Consider the following 15,247-nt stretch of genomic DNA (forward strand, 5'->3'; position numbering starts at 1 on the left):
AGGATTATGTACGAAGTATATTTTCAGGAATTTAATAAGAAAGTGCCATTGACTCCTGAGGACCAGGAGCTGATAAAAAAATATCTAAAGCCCAAGAAACTCAGAAAGAAACAGTATTTGTTACAGGAAGGGGATGTTTGCCGATTTATCGCTTTTGTAGAGAAGGGGGCGCTACGCCAATATTCGGTTGATCTTAACGGTAATGAACGTATTGTCCAGTTTGCACTAGAAGGCTGGATGATTTCCGATTTATACAGCTTCCTGACCGGCGAAACCGCTACCTATAATATTGAGGCACTCGAAGATTGTGAACTTGTGCTGATCAGCAAATCCTCCCACGAAGAATTGTTACAGCTGCTTCCTAAATATGAGACCCATACGAGGCTGCAGGTAACCGGTGCCTATATCGCCATGCAAAGAAGGCTGAATGCAATTATCGGCAGTAGTGTAGAAGATCAATACACGCAATTTATCAATCGATATCCCAATATTGTACAAAGGGTTCCCCAGCATATGATTGCTTCTTATCTGGGACTCCAACCGGAAACCCTGAGCCGGGTACGCCGCCGGATGTCTTCCCGCTAGCTTTTATTTGTGACGATTTAGGAAATTTAGCTAGGGATTCGGGTTCGCCATCAATGATCGCTTATAAATATTATAACCAAAAAAACTTCGCTACCCACAATTATTTCATTGACAATCAGCTAATTTGCAGTTAAATAGATTATATTATCAGTAATTTTTACGTAATACGGGTATTGGTGTTATTTCACGAAGTACTATACCCCTATGTCGTTAAAAAACATTTTACCACCGATAATAAAAACAGACAATTAAATAATGAATATGGAATTCGGGTTGAATGGGTAAAAGTTGTAGAAAGACCAGATGCTTTTTGGAAAAAAAATTTGGATTGTATGCGTCTCGTCGGACGCAATGTTCATTAGAAAACCAACCTACTACAATTGAATTTATAGAAGACAGTTTTAACGTAAAGTTTCAATTGATTAAATAAGCCATCGTCCAACAAAAGGTGTGACAATAGGCCGTCGGAAGGAATAACAATCGGCTGTAGTTCACTATCAGCAATAGTTCCAGCAGAAGAACAAATATCGGCTTTTGTATTTACCTTCGGCTGTAGTTTTTCAATCGGCTGATGTCCGGGCGAGGCGTTCATAGAATACCAGCCCATCGCCAAGCCCTGCTTGTTACTCAGGTTGAGACAAGCCACGGTTTTAAATGAATGACACTCTAAGAATAGTATTTCAAATTGTTGCTTCCATTGGTTCATTGACAATCTTTGGTGCATTTGTATTTCTTTTTCGTCGTGACAAAGACAAGCAAGCTCAAATAGACAGCCTTACGGGTATCGCCACAAATTTGAAAGCTCAAAATGACACTATAAAAAAGCAAAACGATTTGTTTGCTCAATAAGTTGACATTTTCAGAAATACATCATTATTAAAAGACGATGACCAAGAAGCAATACGGCATCTTCAAGAAATCGAAGCGAAAAAGCTTCGATTTAGTGTTGAACCAAATTTGTGGACAAAGGGCGGTGGCTATAATGGTTCGACAGGAGTATTTAATTTTGACTTAAGTAATAATGGCGAGATTGCATACATGGTTCGGGGCTCGACGAATAAAGCCCAGCTTTAGTTCTTAATATGTAACTTTTCAAAAAAGCCGGGCACCGATTTCGGGCGGACGGATATAAAATTCCCCACCATCGGCAATACCTGCTCGTTGGGCGATATACTAACCGACACATCCTGACAGACATTCTTGACGGAATATGCACTTTGGTAGATAACAATTCGAAACAGGTAAGTTTGTATGCGCGTTCGAAGCCCCGGATGGCGGTCAAGATATTTTGTAATCGAGCATCAGATTACAGTTGGTGTCTCTATCCACTAGAGAAAAAGGTTTGCTGTGAAAAATTGCCCCAGTTGAAACAACGTCAGGTGTTTATCGCCATGATATATTTAAACCCGCTATCCAGTTTTATATCACGGCATTTGCCAGGATCCATTGATCAAAGTCAATGCTTTTTCCTGCGTTAAGACAATGGTGGCCGGTTGATGGTGGGCTAGCTTTGCATTTATAAAGACAATAAGTTATGAAGACAAAGCAAACAATAACCTTGATTAGTGAAGCCGATCATAAAACCCGAAATATTGCCAGGGGGATTATCAAGGGCAATTACCGGTTACTGCTTTGTGATCGTAATCCGCAGCAGGCGGCTGATATTGCGACAGAGATCAAAGCAGAACACCCGGACGCTGATATCGAAGCCATAGGATGCCGGGTGCAGTCCAGTTGGGAGGGGGACATAGTCCTGCTGGTAATGCCGGAAGATGCCAAAAAGGCAATTGCAGAAGAGATTCGGGACTGGGTCAATCAGAAAATTGTCGTCAGTTTTTCAGAAATCACAACGGAGCAGGGATACGAACAATTGAGGATTCCGGAGAGTCCGGAGGTTCTGGAATTGCAGGATGTATTGCCCAATTCAAAACTGATCAAGGTATATAATACCGAGTTTGCCGATGAAGTATCTGCTTTCCTGATGGCCGGGCAGAAAGCAACGGCCTATCTCAAGGGCAGCGATGATGAGGCATTGCAGGAAGTAGTGGATTTAATCGAAACCGTTGGATTCAGGCCGGTATTGCCATTGCGCTCAGCAATATAGGATGATGACGGGGTGTGGTCCGCCGACAAAGAACACTACCCCATATAAAACATAGCAAATACAGGTAATACCTGTGATAACCACAGCAAGTAGCACATAATTAAACTTTTAAAATAAAAAATTACACACATGAAAAAATTAGCAATTTTAGTTTCAGCATTTTTTGTATTGACGGCTTTTACAACAGCCATCAGTAACTGGAAGAATGACAAGGCGCATTCCCAGCTGGCATTTTCGGTCACCCACCTGGGGATCTCAGATGTGTCCGGTACGTTCAATAATTTCGACGTAAACGTAAAAGGTGCCAATAAAGATTTCAGCGACGCAGTTTTTGAACTGACGGCGGATGTCGCTTCCATAGACACCAGGATACAACAAAGAAACGATCACCTGAAAAGTGCTGATTTTTTCGAGGTAGAAAAATATCCAACACTGCATTTTAAAAGTACCTCGATCAAGAAAGCTGGTAAAAACAAATACAAGTTGTCAGGTGATCTGACGATCCGTGATATTACCCGCCCCGTAACCATGGATTTACTGTATCGGGGTACCATCGACCAACCGCAGGCGAAAGTACCAACCGCAGGTTTCCAACTGACAGGCACCATTAAGCGTTCTGACTTTAATGTCGGCCCGAAATTTCCTGCAGCCATGATCAGTGATGAAGTACGGATCAAGGCCGATGGCGAATTTCATTTAGAAAAATAAGCATGTAATTAGAAAAGAAAAACTCAAGAACATGAAAATAGCATTAATAGGAGCTTCCGGATTTGTGGGAACCGCCGTATTGCGGGAACTATTGGACCGGGGCCACGAAGTAACGGCGATTGTCCGGCATCCGGAGAAAATTCAGTCAGCGTCAAATCTCAAGGTCGTGGCCTGTGATGTAACGGATCAGGCCGCCCTGGTGCCGGCACTCAGCGGGCAGGATGCAGTGATCAGCGCTTACAATGCGGGTTGGACCCATCCCGATCTCTATCAGGAATTTATCCGGGGTTCCCGGGCCATTCAGGAAGCGGTAAAGCAGGCCGGACTGAAACGACTGATCGTCATCGGAGGGGCCGGGAGCCTGTATATCGCGCCGGAGCTTCAGTTGGTGGATAGCGAAAATTTTCCTGCAGAATGGAGAGCCGGTGCCAGCGCCGCAAGGGATTATCTCAGCATCTTACAAGAGGAGCAGTCGCTGGACTGGACTTTTCTGTCACCGGCAATAGAAATGCATCAGGGAACCTCGGGTACCCGGAAAGGCGCCTACCGGACGGGCGGCGATCAACCAGTATTTGATGCGGCGCATAAAAGCATCATTTCTGTCGAGGATCTGGCGATGGCAATCGTGGATGAACTGGAACAGCCCCAACATATCCGCCAACGGTTTACCGTGGCGTATTAGGCGCCACCAATTTCGGGCCCGGAACCGGGACTGGAAAAAAGGAGGAGTTATGTCAGAATTATCAGGATTTAAAAAATTTACAGCAGCATTAAAGGAACAGGAGCAGCTGATGCCGGTGCTTTTTATCGGGCATGGTTCTCCTATGAATGGTATTGAAGACAATGCATTCAGCCGGCGCTGGACGGCCATGGCCCGGGAGATTCCCCGGCCGGCGGCAGTGCTGGTGGTGTCTGCCCACTGGATGAGTGCAGGTACCCGCATTACGGCAATGGATTTTCCCAAAACCATTCATGATTTCGGTGGGTTCCCCGATGCGCTGTACGGTGTTCAGTATCCGGCACCCGGAAATCCGGCCCTTGCGGAAGAAACGGCCAGGCTGATCAAGATGACCCAAGTGGAGCCGGACCATGACTGGGGCCTGGATCATGGTGCCTGGACGGTCGTCAGGCATATGTATCCGGACGCCGATATTCCGGTCCTGCAACTCAGCATCGATTATACAAAAGGCCCCGCCTACCATTATGAACTGGCCCGCGAATTATTTCACCTGCGAAAAAAAGGCGTGCTGATTATTGGCAGTGGCAATATGGTGCATAACCTGGGCATGGTGGCCTGGGATAAAATGGACGAGCCGGGTTATGGCTATGACTGGGCCCTGGAGATGAACGACCGTTTCAAAGATCTAATCAGCAGGGGAGACAAGGACGCGCTAATACATTATGAACGGTTGGGTTCGGAAGCAAGACTGGCCATACCCACGCCCGAACATTACCTGCCCTTATTATATACGATGGGTGTAAGGGGCGCTCGGGATGAAGTATCGTTTTTCAACGACAAGGCAGTGGCAGGTTCACTGACAATGACCTCGGTAAAATTCGAGACAAATTAGTTTGGAGGATGAAGATAGCAGGCGATTAAAGAAAATTCGGAACGCAAGATTTTTGTGGCAGCGAGGATGGTGTTTCGAATCAGGACGGCAACGGTTTACCGCGGCCGTCCTTTTTTTATCCACGCGGCCCAGGTGCCATTTTTCGATGCGAAGGCTTCATTGCGCCAATAGGTAATAATTTAGCGTGAAGGCCGAATAATTTCGTGGATATGAATATCTTTGGGTATACACCTACCGTGCCCGTGGAAGGATGCGGCAGTTTCAAAAACCTCTAAAATTTTATCTATGCTTGCAACGATCGTTTCTGTAATCTCAAGGTTCCGCTTAAATGGCCTGTCGGCACTTATCTGTTTGTTGTTGCTAAGTGGCGGGATTGCTGCCCAATCCGGTGCCGGAAAGCAAAGCTCGGTTATTGCCGGGGTTCCGGTCGGTGTGATCACTTACTCGTACCGGTCCATGCCCGCCCAGGACCTGCCCGCTATTCTGGAATATGTGCAACGCAGTGGCATCAGTGAGATTGAGCTTATGGGTGATGCGGTCGAAGCCTATCTGGGTTGTCCCAAAGAGAAGTCACAGGTGGCGGCATGGCGGGCAGGGCTGTCGATGAAAGCTTATAAGAAGGTCAGAAAAATGTTTGATCAGGCAGGTATTCATATTTATGCCTTTAAACCCAATGCCTTGGGAGAACGCAATAGCGATGCGGAGATCGCCTATGCCTTAAAAGCGGGTAAAATCCTGGGCGCCCGGGCAGTCACCGTGGAACTGCCGAAAGACCCGGAACAGACCGCCAGGCTGGGCCGGCTGGCAGCCCAATACAAAATGGCTATTGGCTACCATAACCACCTGCAGGGTAATGATCAGGCCTGGACGACGGCACTCAGCCAGTCTTCCTACAATACAATCAATCTGGACTGCGGTCATTATATTGCTGCCGGCGGCAATAATACCAGGGAAAGCCTTCTGGCGTTTATTGAAGCGCACCATGACCGGATTACTTCGATGCATCTCAAAGACCGTAAAAACAAGGAAAATGGTCAGGCCAATCTGCCTTGGGGGCAGGGAGACACACCGATCGGAGATATTCTGCGATTGATTCGCGACAGGCACTATGCCATCCCGGTCAGCATTGAGCTCGAATATCCGGTACCTGAAGGTTCTGATGCCGTGCAGGAAGTACGTAAATCCTTGGACTATGCGCGTCGGGAGCTGGAAAAATAGGCGGTTGCCAGGAACTTATACCGGTTGGTCCAATGTGGCAATATTTTCCAGGATGGAGATAATGGCTGCCATCAGATCGGGATCGATCTGGCTGGTATGACCATCGCTGACGACCCGGTATTTCCCCTCATCATCTTTTTCGAAGACGAGTTCCCGGCCGCTGACGACGATGTAAAACTTGTAGCTGTAAGCAAAGGTTACCAGCCTTCCTTTCAGTTGTAATAGTTCACCCTTGTAGGTGACAGGTAGTTCGAAATAATGTTCCATTTGATATTGGACGCAAAGATACAACGGCTGGTTGTAGTCCCTTGAGAATTAACAGAATTCTTGCAGGAAATTTCCAGGAGGGACATCTGAATAAGGGGCGGGAGCGGGTCCGCCCAGGGCTCCCGACAGAAAAATTTGGCAAAGCCGATTTTTTTTACCAAGATTTGCTAATAAATTTAGTAATTTTTATGGAAGTGACAGCGATCATCGGTTCCGGAGTTCGGGCGGGCTTTCCTTCGCCGGCACTGGATTATATGGAGGAACGAATCGATATTGGCAAAGTGCTAATTAGTAATCCGTTATCGACCTTTATCATCGAAACAGAAGGCGATAGTATGACCGGTGCCTTTATCCCACAGAAAGCACGGCTGCTGGTGGACCGCGCGGTGCAGGCGACCAGTGGCATGATCGTGCTGGCTGTGCTCGACGGAGAGTTTACGGTCAAATACCTGAAGTCCACCGGGCAGCAGTGCTGGTTGCTCCCAGCCAATCCCCGCTACCGCCCAATTGAGATCCTGCCGGGTATGGATTTCCGGATCTGGGGCGTGGTCACCGCTATTATTATTCAACCTGACCCTTTACCTTCATGTATGCCTTAGTCGACTGTAACAATTTTTACTGTTCCTGCGAACGGGTGTTTAATCCGCGGCTGCAGCAGCGGCCGGTTATTGTTCTTTCCAATAACGATGGCTGTGCGATCGCCCGCAGTGAGGAAGCCAAGGCCCTGGGCATTGATATGGCGCAACCGGTGTTTATGATTGAGGCGCAGCTGAAAGCCGCCCGGGTTGCTGTATTTAGTTCCAACTACACTTTATACGGCGATATGAGCGACCGTGTGATGAATACCCTGGCCAGCTTTGTCCCGCAGATGGAAATCTATAGTATCGACGAGGCCTTCCTGGATCTGTCACAACTGGCCTACGAGGACCTGAATGGGCTCGGACAGCGCCTGCGGGATACTGTGCTGCAGCATACCGGTATCCCCGTCAGTGTGGGTATTGCACCGACAAAGACCCTGGCTAAGATGGCCAATCGGTTCAGTAAGAAAAATGTGGCAGCGCCCGGGCTCTTTCGGGCTACAGCGCCCTCCGAAATCCGGCAGCTGTTGATCCAGACTGCGGTGGAGGATATCTGGGGTATCGGCCGGCAGCAGGCCTTATTGCTCCACCGGAATGGTTTTCATACCGCGGCGGATTTTACGGCCGCACCGGTCGACTGGGTGCGGCGCCAAATGAGCGTCGTCGGCCTGCGCCTGCTGCACGAACTACAGGGCCAACCGGCCATTGCCTGGACGCCGGAAGCACCTGCGAAAAAAAATATCTGTACCTCCCGTTCCTTTGGCCGACGGATCACCCGCTTTGAAGATCTGGAAACCGCCGTCGCCAATTTCGCGGCGGCCTGCGCGCTCAAACTCCGGCGGCAGCATAGCGTTTGCGAAGAATTGGAGGTATTATTGCAGACCAATCCGCATAAGACCGAGGAGCGACAGTACCGCAGGTCCATCCATCTTGACCTGCCCCATGCCTCCAACGATACGGGCCTGCTTATTGCGCATGCTTTAAAGGGATTGCGGCTGATTTATCGGGACGGCTACCGGTATATGAAGGCGGGCGTTCGTGTCGGCCGCATCAGACCGGCCGGTGAAGTCCAAGCCAGTCTTTTTGAAGCGGTCGACCCTGAGCGCAACCACCGGGTGATGAAGGCGATGGACGAGATCAACCGGAGTTTCGGTAAAAACCGCGTCCGGATGGCCATCCAGGGTTTCGATCAGCGGTATCACCTGAAAGCTGCACATTTATCGCCTCAGTACACCACCAATATTCATCAGGTATTAAAAGTTAAAATATGAGTTTACAGCCTTTTGAAATATTTAAGGCCGGTTATATCCGGCGACTGTTGCAGTTGAAAAAATATTACCTGGTTGCCCAAAGCTACCGGCGGGGCACTGCCCAGGCAGCGGGACAGGGGCGGACAGCCCTCCTGCTCACCGATTACGAGGACGCCGGCCAGGCGAAATTGCATTATAATGCAGTCCGGCAGGACCCCTATGCGGCGATCATCGACCTCAGAAATGACCGACATCTGGCCAGACTGCAGGCTTTGCTCAGCCCCGACTCAAAATACCTCCTGTTCTGGGCGGTGGTACGCAGTGCTGCGGCCTTTAAAAGACAGATCGACCGGGATTATAAGGAACCCATGCGGCAATATATCGCAACGCATACGGATTGGGATATCCGCGGCAGCACAGTGTTGCGACCGGGAGTCGATGTGAGTTTCGGCGAGTTATTCATTACGCTCAAGAAGGGGCGTGAGCAAATACGTCTTAAATTTGAGGAACTGGAAAAGCCTTGATATGTGTTATGATATTTCCTTTGAGATAAAGATGCGGCAACTCTCGGATTATTTCCCCGAGCTGATTTTTGATGGTCAGATAGATCTGGATTTCCAGGCTTTTGATCATGTGCAGGGCGTCAGTGTTTTTGCCCCGCATCCGATTCTATATGTCAACCGCGATGACCTGCAGCTCCATTGCAGGGCGATGCAGTGGGGCGTCGTCGAGTTTTATCGCAAAGAATTGCCCGACTGGCGCCGTCGCAACGGGATGTTGAATATCCGTGCTGAAAGGGTCCTGGCCGATCCCCAGAGTTACTGGCATAGGATCCGCAACCGACGCTGTCTGATTCCGGTATCCGGTATTTACGAACACCGCGGTATTAGAGGATGGAAAAAGAAAGTTCCCTATTGGGTAAAACCGCGAGAGCAGGAAGTCTTTTTCCTGCCAGGACTTTATTCCAGGGTGGAGCTGGCGGACCGGGAGACCGGCGAGCTGGTAGATCTCTGGAGCTTTGGTATGATCACCCGAAGCGCCAATGCGCTGATGCGGGATATACATAACAGTGGCGAGAATACCCATCGGATGCCGCTTTTTCTGCCGCTGGAAGAGGCCCGGGAATTTCTGGATGAATCGCTAAGTACTGAGCGTTATGCTGCACTGTTGAATTACGAAATGCCGGCAACCTCGCTGGAGGCTCACCCGGTCTATACCATCCGGACCGCTAAAATGCGGCCTGACGGCCGATCCAAATCAGCGTATTTTGAATGGCCCAAACTACCCGAATTGGGCCAGATGAACCCCGAGGCATAGGGGCCACGGGGAATGGGTAGATGTATTTTCGATCTTAGGTAACGATGTCATCGAGTGGGGCAGGAGCTTATTTATTAAATAGGCTCAAATTTATTTCCTTATAAGCTCAACTAACCGACTCTTTGAGCTGAGGACTTCGCCAACCGGATACTTTTAACCATCGCTCTGCCAGCGAACCTTACATGATACAACTGGACAATGATTATTACTGAAACCTTCAAGACAAAACATTACCAATAAATCAAATAGAACCATCTATTAATTATGAGCCCGAGAGTCTGGATGAAAGGAAGGCAATGGATTTTAGTTGTACTTCTATTCTGTAAATGGCATGAACCCGAGGAATGTGGACTACTTGAGTATAAGAATATCCAAGAAGAATTTATAGTATTTATCAGGATCAAAACAGAGAACACGCTAACTGATCCTTAAGCTATTACTGTGCATATCGATGAAGATATGCGTCGGATCTGGATTATTGATAAATGGGGAAATGAGGACCAGACAAAAATTCTGACAATTATATATTTCCCATTATTGAGTCTAGGCTGGTTCTGATACAGGAGTAAGATTTAGATCCTGCTTTTATTCATTTTGTTAATGACAATATGGCTGAAATTGGAAAGTGTCCAAGGTTAGAAAGGGGAGTATCCCGAAAAGTGTATAAGTTAAAATCGAGGTAAAAATACCGTAGATTATAATTTCAATCGATCACCAAAAATAATCAAGAACTGGTTAAGGACAATGCCCCAATTTCTGATTGGCATTGTCCATTTTTTTGACGCTTCTCTGAGTGCCAGGTAAACGGACTTCAGAACAGCATCATCGTTGGGAAAAGAAAGCTTATTTTTTGTGTATTTCCTGATTTTACCGTTGAGATTCTCAATCAGATTGGTGGTGTAAATGATCTGGCGGATATCAATAGGGAAGTCAAAAAACACCGTTAGTTCTTCCCAGTTTTCCCTCCAACTGCGGATGGCATAAGCATATTTGCCAGCCCATTTTTGTTCAAAACCGTTCAGTGCTGCGGCGGCAGCTTCACGGGTTGGGGCACCATAGATATCCTTCATATCCCGGGTAAATTCTTTACGGTCCTTCCATACCACATAGCGCATACTGTTGCGGATCTGGTGTACTACGCAGATCTGCGTGGAGGACTCAGGGAATACGGTTCTGATCGTGGTGGTAAAGCCATTGAGGTTGTCGGTGGCAGTGATCAGGATATCCTGCAGGCCACGAGATTTTAAATCAGTGAGCACACTCAGCCAATAAGCGGAGGTCTCATTCTTGCCCAGCCACATGCCCAATACCTCCTTATAACCGTCTGTACGCAGCCCTACGGCGATATAAACGGTCTTGTTGACCACTTTACTGTTCTCCCTGACTTTGAAGACAATACCATCCATCCACACGATCAGGTATACTGTTTCCAAAGGACGGTTTTGCCAGGCGATGATATCTTCTGCCACACGGGAAGTAATCCGGCTGATGGTACTGGTAGAAACATCAAATTTATAGACATCTTTCACGTGCTCCTGGATGTCTGACACACTCATTCCTTTGGCATACATAGATACCATAACTTCTTCCAACCCTTCAACCATGCTCTCCCGTTTGGGTACCAGTATGGGGTTAAAACTGGCCTCCCGGTCGCGAGGCACTTCGATCTCCATTGGCCCATAACCGGTTTTTATTTTCTTTTTACCGTGGCCATTGCGGGCATTGGGGTTATCACTTTGCTGATGCTTGTCGTAACCCAGGTGATCATCCAGTTCGCCCTCAAGCATTTTTTCGATAGCCCGTTTTTGAATGCTGGCTAAAAAATCATTGAGCTGTTCGCCTGTTTTGAACTGCTTCAAAAAGTCGTCCGATAAAAAATCTTCTGTTTCCATTTGTTCATATTGTTTTTAAAGTTAAAAAATCGAATCTGTTAAGACCCGATTTTAACTTACACACTTTATGAAACAGTGTCGGGTTATGGGTTCCCGGATTTAAAAGAGCTACAAACTCCATATCCAGGGCCACCCAGTGAATGTTTTCGATATACGGATGTCTGCCGGTAGGGCTTTCCCGAAAGATGGCCCAGGGCAGCTGCTTCTTATAGGTTGCCAGATGACTGACCGGTATGATCTCGTCATCTGTACTATGGTAAAAGAACAAAGCCTGTTTCTTTGAAATTTTCGCGGCAAAATCCTCTCTTAGCCGTAAAGGCTTTTTCCAGTCTTCATCGCCCGACCAGAAAGGCGTAGCGATCAGAAATATACCGCAAATGGGTTGCGCAATGGTATGTTCTGTGTAGTATTTAAGTAACAGGGAAGCCCCTAAGGAATGTCCGGCAAGTATAATGGGGGCGGGGAGTTGCCGAACCTCCCTGTCGATCTGGTCCAGCCATTGCTGTACATAATCCGGATTATCTTCAATCTCCGGCATTTTGGGAAAACGGATTTCGTATTCGATTTGTAAATGGGATTCCAGTGCGGCTACCAGTTGTTGGCCCTCTTCATAACCCGATGCACCGGCGCCATGAATAAACAGAATATGGGTACACATATCTATAGGTTTAAAATGATGGGCCTGGTAGTAAATTCCTGGTGATTTCGATTACGGTGGATATTGCGCAAATTAATCCGTTTCTATGAAGGGCGTCCAGCTGAAACAGGCCACAATGCTGCCCGAATACCTTTCCAAAAATAAAGCTTTTGTTTCAAAAAAGCAGGTCCGTTGGGGGATGATACCTGATCCTGTCTATAATAATTACCCGGCTTTAAAATGCAGAATATCTTTATCTTTCCGGAGATTTATGCCTTCCAAGCAGGTTCAGTCAGCAGTTTGTCTTTCGATGGTGGATCAACAATAAGCGACCACCTGAGATTTGCAGTCTTGCTATGATTGATCCAGCCCTTTAAAAACCGGCAACACACAAATCAAAAAATACACGTATGAAATGGATTAAAACCATCCTGTTTAGCTTATTCGGACTCCTGCTGATAAACGGAGGCCTGAGTAAATTTTTGCATTATATGCCCATCCCGGAAGACCTTCCGGCCGAAGTAGTAAAAGATAGTCAGGCTTTGGCGGAGATTGGTTGGCTGATCCCGCTGATCGGAATTGCGGAGATTCTGGGCGGGTTATTGATCCTGATCCCCAAAACCCGGGCCCTGGGCGCCCTGATCGTTTTTCCTGTCATGGCTGGGGTACTCTTACACCACAGTACCGTTGCCACAGATGGGCTGCCCATGGCACTGTTGATCTGGGTACTGCTGATATGGATCATACTGGATAATAAGAAAAAGTACCTGCCCCTGGTGCAACAGCAGCCCAAGTTCTGACAATCAGATGGGTCAGGGATTGCAGCGGGCTTTCGCTTTGCTAATTTATTTATTTTATAATGCTAAATAAATTAGTATTATATTTGAGGCGTGAATCGCAAGCAAACCGATACGCTAGGCACCCTGCGTCAGGAAATACTCCGGATGCAGGGCCAGGTACCCGCCCGTTCCTGCCAGGACAATCTGGTGCGGCTGGGCCCCGTGCTGGAAGCTTTTCCCCAGCAGGTTTTTCCCACCAGGGCCCTGCATGAATGGGTGACCGGATCGGCAACTACCCAGGCGGCTACTACCGGTTTTGTTGCGGGGATTCTGCAAGACCTGATGCAGGATCAGGGAATCTGTATCTGGATCAGCCCTGAACCCCAATTATTTCCTCCGGGATTCCGAAACTTCGGATTGGACCCCGAACGTATCATATTCCTACAGTTGCAGCAAGAAAAAGAAATCTGCTGGGCCATGGAAACCTGTTTGCAACAGGAAGGACTTTCGGCCGTAATCGGAGAGCTCAGGGATCTGGATTTTTATGTTTCCAGACGGCTGCAACTGGCTGTGGAGAAAAGCGGGGTACCGGGTTTTGTACTGCGCAGTAACCGCCAGCTCCATCCCACTGCAGCCGTCTGCCGCTGGCATATTCAACCGATACCCGGTGACACTGAATCGGGTATACCCGGACTGGGGTTTCCGGGATGGGAAGTGGCCCTCCTGAAAATGCGGGGTGGGTATACCGGCAGCTGGAAACTCAGTTGGAAAGAGGGCCGTTTTGAACCCCTGCACCCGGAAGCAATCCGGACTCCGGTCCCCTTGCGTAAAATCAGTTGATATGGGCCAGAGATTTGTAGCCGTATATTTTCCGCAATTACTGGCGGAAGGGAAAATGCGCCGTCAGCCCCGGCTGAAAACGCAACCATTTGTGATGACGGTTGCCGATCATGGCCGGTTGCGTATCAGTGCCATGAGTCCGGGACTTTCGGCTGCCGGCATTTACAGGGGTATGGTACTGGCAGATGCCCGGGCTTTGGTGGCCGGACTGGAATCGTTCGAACAACCTCCGACGATGGCCCTGCAACTGCTCCGGGGTTTGGGGAACTGGGCGCATTTATTTACGCCCCTGGTCGCATTGGATCATCCCGATGGACTGATCCTGGATGCCAGCGGATGTGCCCATCTCTGGGGAGGTGAATCGGATTATCTGCAGGCCATTTACCGGAAACTGGAAAATTTTGGATATACGGCCCGGCTGGCCATGGCAGATACCATGAGCGCTGCCTGGGCCATGGCCAGATACGATAGCCCCAATTTAAAAATCACCGATCCTGGAATGCACCGGACCGGTTTACAACATTTACGACCGGCAGCTTTAGGTTTGTCGGGATCACTTACGGCGCGTTTGGAGAAACTGGGATTAAAGACCCTGGGTGATTTTATGTTTATGCAACGCAGTGTCCTGCGCCGGCGTTTCGGTCCCGAAATCCTGGAGAAACTGGATCAGTTTCTGGGACTTGCTGTTACGCCGTTTGTACCCCTGCAACCGGTAGTTCCCTATCTGATTCAATTGCCCTGTCCCGAACCTGTAACAACCAGAAAGGGGATTGAAATGGCCCTGAAACAATTACTCGAAGGAATGAACCGGCGACTTTCCTCAGAGGATCGGGGTGCCCGCCAGTTACTGTTCCGGGCCCGGCGGATCGATAACGACCTGCAGGAAATCAAAATTGGCACCCACTGGCCTTCCCGGGACCCGCAGCATTTATTTAAACTTTTTGAAACCCATATCGGTCGTCTGCAGCCAGGACTGGGTTTTGAACTTTTTATACTAAGCGCGCAGGTGACGGAAAAACTGCAATCCGGACAGGAAAAGCTCTGGCATCAGGGACGTATTAGCCGGCAGCAGCTGGCTGGTCTCCTGGACCGGCTGACGACAAAACTGGGTGAGGGGAAAGTACATCGTTATCTGCCGGCAGCGCATTACCTGCCTGAGCTTTCCTACCGAAAAGCCACCGGTTTGGAAGAAGTTCCTGCTGTAGCCTGGGTGCAAAGACCAAGGCCGGTCCGGCTGCTGCTCAGACCTGAACCCATTCAGGTAACGGCGCCCATCCCGGATTATCCGCCCATGCAGTTTCGTTATAAGGGACAACTATATGATATCAGAAATGCAGAAGGCCCCGAACGTATAGAAGCTGCCTGGTGGCTGGCACCGGGTCCGCATCGGGATTATTATATCGTGGAGGACCAGACCGGGGCCCGATACTGGTTGTACCGGTTGGGGCATTATAATCGCCCCCGGGCAAGGCAATGGTTCCTGCATGGATTTTTTGCATAA

Annotated in this window: 17 protein-coding genes; 13 read left to right on the forward strand and 4 right to left on the reverse strand. The window is 48.5% G+C overall.

What is annotated here, in order from left to right:
• Positions 1-6: 6 nt before the first annotated feature.
• Entirely contained in the window at positions 7-585 is a 579-nt protein-coding gene (locus ACYVI9_RS18625) for a Crp/Fnr family transcriptional regulator (RefSeq protein ID WP_460767849.1), read from the forward strand.
• A 358-nt stretch (positions 586-943) separates the two neighbouring features.
• Here ACYVI9_RS18625 and ACYVI9_RS18630 read toward each other — a convergent pair whose 3' ends face one another.
• Positions 944-1,309, reverse strand: coding sequence for a hypothetical protein (locus tag ACYVI9_RS18630; protein ID WP_460767852.1), 366 nt, complete (start codon positions 1,307-1,309; stop codon positions 944-946).
• A gap of 810 nt (positions 1,310-2,119) precedes the next feature.
• Between ACYVI9_RS18630 and ACYVI9_RS18635 the strand changes: the two genes are divergently transcribed.
• The 5 genes from ACYVI9_RS18635 to ACYVI9_RS18655 all read left to right on the forward strand — a co-directional run bounded on the left by ACYVI9_RS18635 (position 2,120) and on the right by ACYVI9_RS18655 (position 6,186).
• Positions 2,120-2,689: an NAD(P)-binding domain-containing protein gene (locus tag ACYVI9_RS18635; protein ID WP_460767854.1), complete on the forward strand. Its 570-nt coding sequence runs from the start codon at positions 2,120-2,122 to the stop codon at positions 2,687-2,689.
• Between the two features lie 129 nt (positions 2,690-2,818).
• Positions 2,819-3,397 carry a YceI family protein gene (locus ACYVI9_RS18640; RefSeq protein ID WP_460767857.1) on the forward strand — a complete coding sequence of 193 codons (579 nt, stop codon included), beginning with the start codon at positions 2,819-2,821 and terminating at the stop codon, positions 3,395-3,397.
• Between the two features lie 31 nt (positions 3,398-3,428).
• Positions 3,429-4,079 carry an NAD(P)-dependent oxidoreductase gene (locus tag ACYVI9_RS18645; protein ID WP_460767860.1) on the forward strand — a complete coding sequence of 217 codons (651 nt, stop codon included), beginning with the start codon at positions 3,429-3,431 and terminating at the stop codon, positions 4,077-4,079.
• Positions 4,080-4,128: 49 nt separating this feature from the next.
• Complete coding sequence (gene ygiD, locus ACYVI9_RS18650; protein WP_460767863.1) at positions 4,129-4,968, forward strand: 4,5-DOPA-extradiol-dioxygenase; 840 nt, start codon at positions 4,129-4,131, stop codon at positions 4,966-4,968.
• A 285-nt stretch (positions 4,969-5,253) separates the two neighbouring features.
• Entirely contained in the window at positions 5,254-6,186 is a 933-nt protein-coding gene (locus tag ACYVI9_RS18655; protein WP_460767866.1) for a sugar phosphate isomerase/epimerase family protein, read from the forward strand.
• Positions 6,187-6,201: 15 nt separating this feature from the next.
• Here the strand turns inward: ACYVI9_RS18655 and ACYVI9_RS18660 are convergent, their stop codons facing one another.
• Positions 6,202-6,453 (reverse strand): hypothetical protein, encoded by a 252-nt coding sequence (locus ACYVI9_RS18660; protein ID WP_460767869.1) that lies wholly within the window; start codon positions 6,451-6,453, stop codon positions 6,202-6,204.
• 188 nt (positions 6,454-6,641) lie between these two features.
• On the opposite strand from ACYVI9_RS18660, the gene ACYVI9_RS18665 reads away from it, so the two are divergent.
• Genes ACYVI9_RS18665 through ACYVI9_RS18680 form a run of 4 tightly spaced genes read left to right on the forward strand, consistent with a single transcriptional unit; the run spans position 6,642 to position 9,598 of the window.
• Positions 6,642-7,052 (forward strand): LexA family protein, encoded by a 411-nt coding sequence (locus tag ACYVI9_RS18665; RefSeq protein ID WP_460767872.1) that lies wholly within the window; start codon positions 6,642-6,644, stop codon positions 7,050-7,052.
• Positions 7,040-8,302 carry a Y-family DNA polymerase gene (locus tag ACYVI9_RS18670; RefSeq protein ID WP_460767875.1) on the forward strand — a complete coding sequence of 421 codons (1,263 nt, stop codon included), beginning with the start codon at positions 7,040-7,042 and terminating at the stop codon, positions 8,300-8,302. The genes ACYVI9_RS18665 and ACYVI9_RS18670 overlap by 13 nt, the downstream gene beginning before the upstream one ends.
• Positions 8,299-8,805 (forward strand): hypothetical protein, encoded by a 507-nt coding sequence (locus ACYVI9_RS18675; RefSeq protein WP_460767878.1) that lies wholly within the window; start codon positions 8,299-8,301, stop codon positions 8,803-8,805. Before ACYVI9_RS18670 ends, ACYVI9_RS18675 begins: the two co-directional genes overlap by 4 nt.
• 1 nt (position 8,806) lies before the next feature.
• Positions 8,807-9,598, forward strand: a complete 792-nt coding sequence (locus ACYVI9_RS18680) for an SOS response-associated peptidase (RefSeq protein ID WP_460767881.1) — start codon at positions 8,807-8,809, stop codon at positions 9,596-9,598.
• 695 nt (positions 9,599-10,293) lie between these two features.
• Here the strand turns inward: ACYVI9_RS18680 and ACYVI9_RS18685 are convergent.
• Both ACYVI9_RS18685 and ACYVI9_RS18690 read right to left on the reverse strand, forming a co-directional pair.
• Positions 10,294-11,490: an IS256 family transposase gene (locus tag ACYVI9_RS18685; protein ID WP_460767884.1), complete on the reverse strand. Its 1,197-nt coding sequence runs from the start codon at positions 11,488-11,490 to the stop codon at positions 10,294-10,296.
• A 4-nt stretch (positions 11,491-11,494) separates the two neighbouring features.
• The gene (locus ACYVI9_RS18690) at positions 11,495-12,148 is read right to left on the reverse strand and encodes an alpha/beta fold hydrolase (protein WP_460767887.1); all 654 of its coding nucleotides are present in this window, start codon (positions 12,146-12,148) and stop codon (positions 11,495-11,497) included.
• Between the two features lie 389 nt (positions 12,149-12,537).
• Between ACYVI9_RS18690 and ACYVI9_RS18695 the strand changes: the two genes are divergently transcribed.
• From ACYVI9_RS18695 to ACYVI9_RS18705, 3 genes are all read left to right on the forward strand, one after another.
• On the forward strand, positions 12,538-12,927 hold the full coding sequence (locus ACYVI9_RS18695; protein WP_460767890.1) for a MauE/DoxX family redox-associated membrane protein: 390 nt from the start codon (positions 12,538-12,540) through the stop codon (positions 12,925-12,927).
• 90 nt (positions 12,928-13,017) lie between these two features.
• Complete coding sequence (locus ACYVI9_RS18700) at positions 13,018-13,746, forward strand: ImuA family protein (protein WP_460767893.1); 729 nt, start codon at positions 13,018-13,020, stop codon at positions 13,744-13,746.
• 1 nt (position 13,747) lies between these two features.
• The gene (locus ACYVI9_RS18705; RefSeq protein WP_460767895.1) at positions 13,748-15,247 is read left to right on the forward strand and encodes a Y-family DNA polymerase; all 1,500 of its coding nucleotides are present in this window, start codon (positions 13,748-13,750) and stop codon (positions 15,245-15,247) included.

The sequence above is a fragment of the Niabella terrae genome (assembly GCF_054783135.1).

What these genes read in the sequence shown, in the direction of transcription:
- ACYVI9_RS18625 (WP_460767849.1), top strand. Translation starts at nt 7, where the DNA reads ATGTACGAAGTATATTTTCAGGAATTTAATAAGAAAGTGCCATTGACT.
- ACYVI9_RS18630 (WP_460767852.1), bottom strand. Translation starts at nt 1,309, where the DNA reads ATGCACCAAAGATTGTCAATGAACCAATGGAAGCAACAATTTGAAATA.
- ACYVI9_RS18635 (WP_460767854.1), top strand. Translation starts at nt 2,120, where the DNA reads ATGAAGACAAAGCAAACAATAACCTTGATTAGTGAAGCCGATCATAAA.
- ACYVI9_RS18640 (WP_460767857.1), top strand. Translation starts at nt 2,819, where the DNA reads ATGAAAAAATTAGCAATTTTAGTTTCAGCATTTTTTGTATTGACGGCT.
- ACYVI9_RS18645 (WP_460767860.1), top strand. Translation starts at nt 3,429, where the DNA reads ATGAAAATAGCATTAATAGGAGCTTCCGGATTTGTGGGAACCGCCGTA.
- ygiD (WP_460767863.1), top strand. Translation starts at nt 4,129, where the DNA reads ATGTCAGAATTATCAGGATTTAAAAAATTTACAGCAGCATTAAAGGAA.
- ACYVI9_RS18655 (WP_460767866.1), top strand. Translation starts at nt 5,254, where the DNA reads ATGCTTGCAACGATCGTTTCTGTAATCTCAAGGTTCCGCTTAAATGGC.
- ACYVI9_RS18660 (WP_460767869.1), bottom strand. Translation starts at nt 6,453, where the DNA reads ATGGAACATTATTTCGAACTACCTGTCACCTACAAGGGTGAACTATTA.
- ACYVI9_RS18665 (WP_460767872.1), top strand. Translation starts at nt 6,642, where the DNA reads ATGGAAGTGACAGCGATCATCGGTTCCGGAGTTCGGGCGGGCTTTCCT.
- ACYVI9_RS18670 (WP_460767875.1), top strand. Translation starts at nt 7,040, where the DNA reads ATGTATGCCTTAGTCGACTGTAACAATTTTTACTGTTCCTGCGAACGG.
- ACYVI9_RS18675 (WP_460767878.1), top strand. Translation starts at nt 8,299, where the DNA reads ATGAGTTTACAGCCTTTTGAAATATTTAAGGCCGGTTATATCCGGCGA.
- ACYVI9_RS18680 (WP_460767881.1), top strand. Translation starts at nt 8,807, where the DNA reads ATGTGTTATGATATTTCCTTTGAGATAAAGATGCGGCAACTCTCGGAT.
- ACYVI9_RS18685 (WP_460767884.1), bottom strand. Translation starts at nt 11,490, where the DNA reads ATGGAAACAGAAGATTTTTTATCGGACGACTTTTTGAAGCAGTTCAAA.
- ACYVI9_RS18690 (WP_460767887.1), bottom strand. Translation starts at nt 12,148, where the DNA reads ATGTGTACCCATATTCTGTTTATTCATGGCGCCGGTGCATCGGGTTAT.
- ACYVI9_RS18695 (WP_460767890.1), top strand. Translation starts at nt 12,538, where the DNA reads ATGAAATGGATTAAAACCATCCTGTTTAGCTTATTCGGACTCCTGCTG.
- ACYVI9_RS18705 (WP_460767895.1), top strand. Translation starts at nt 13,748, where the DNA reads ATGGGCCAGAGATTTGTAGCCGTATATTTTCCGCAATTACTGGCGGAA.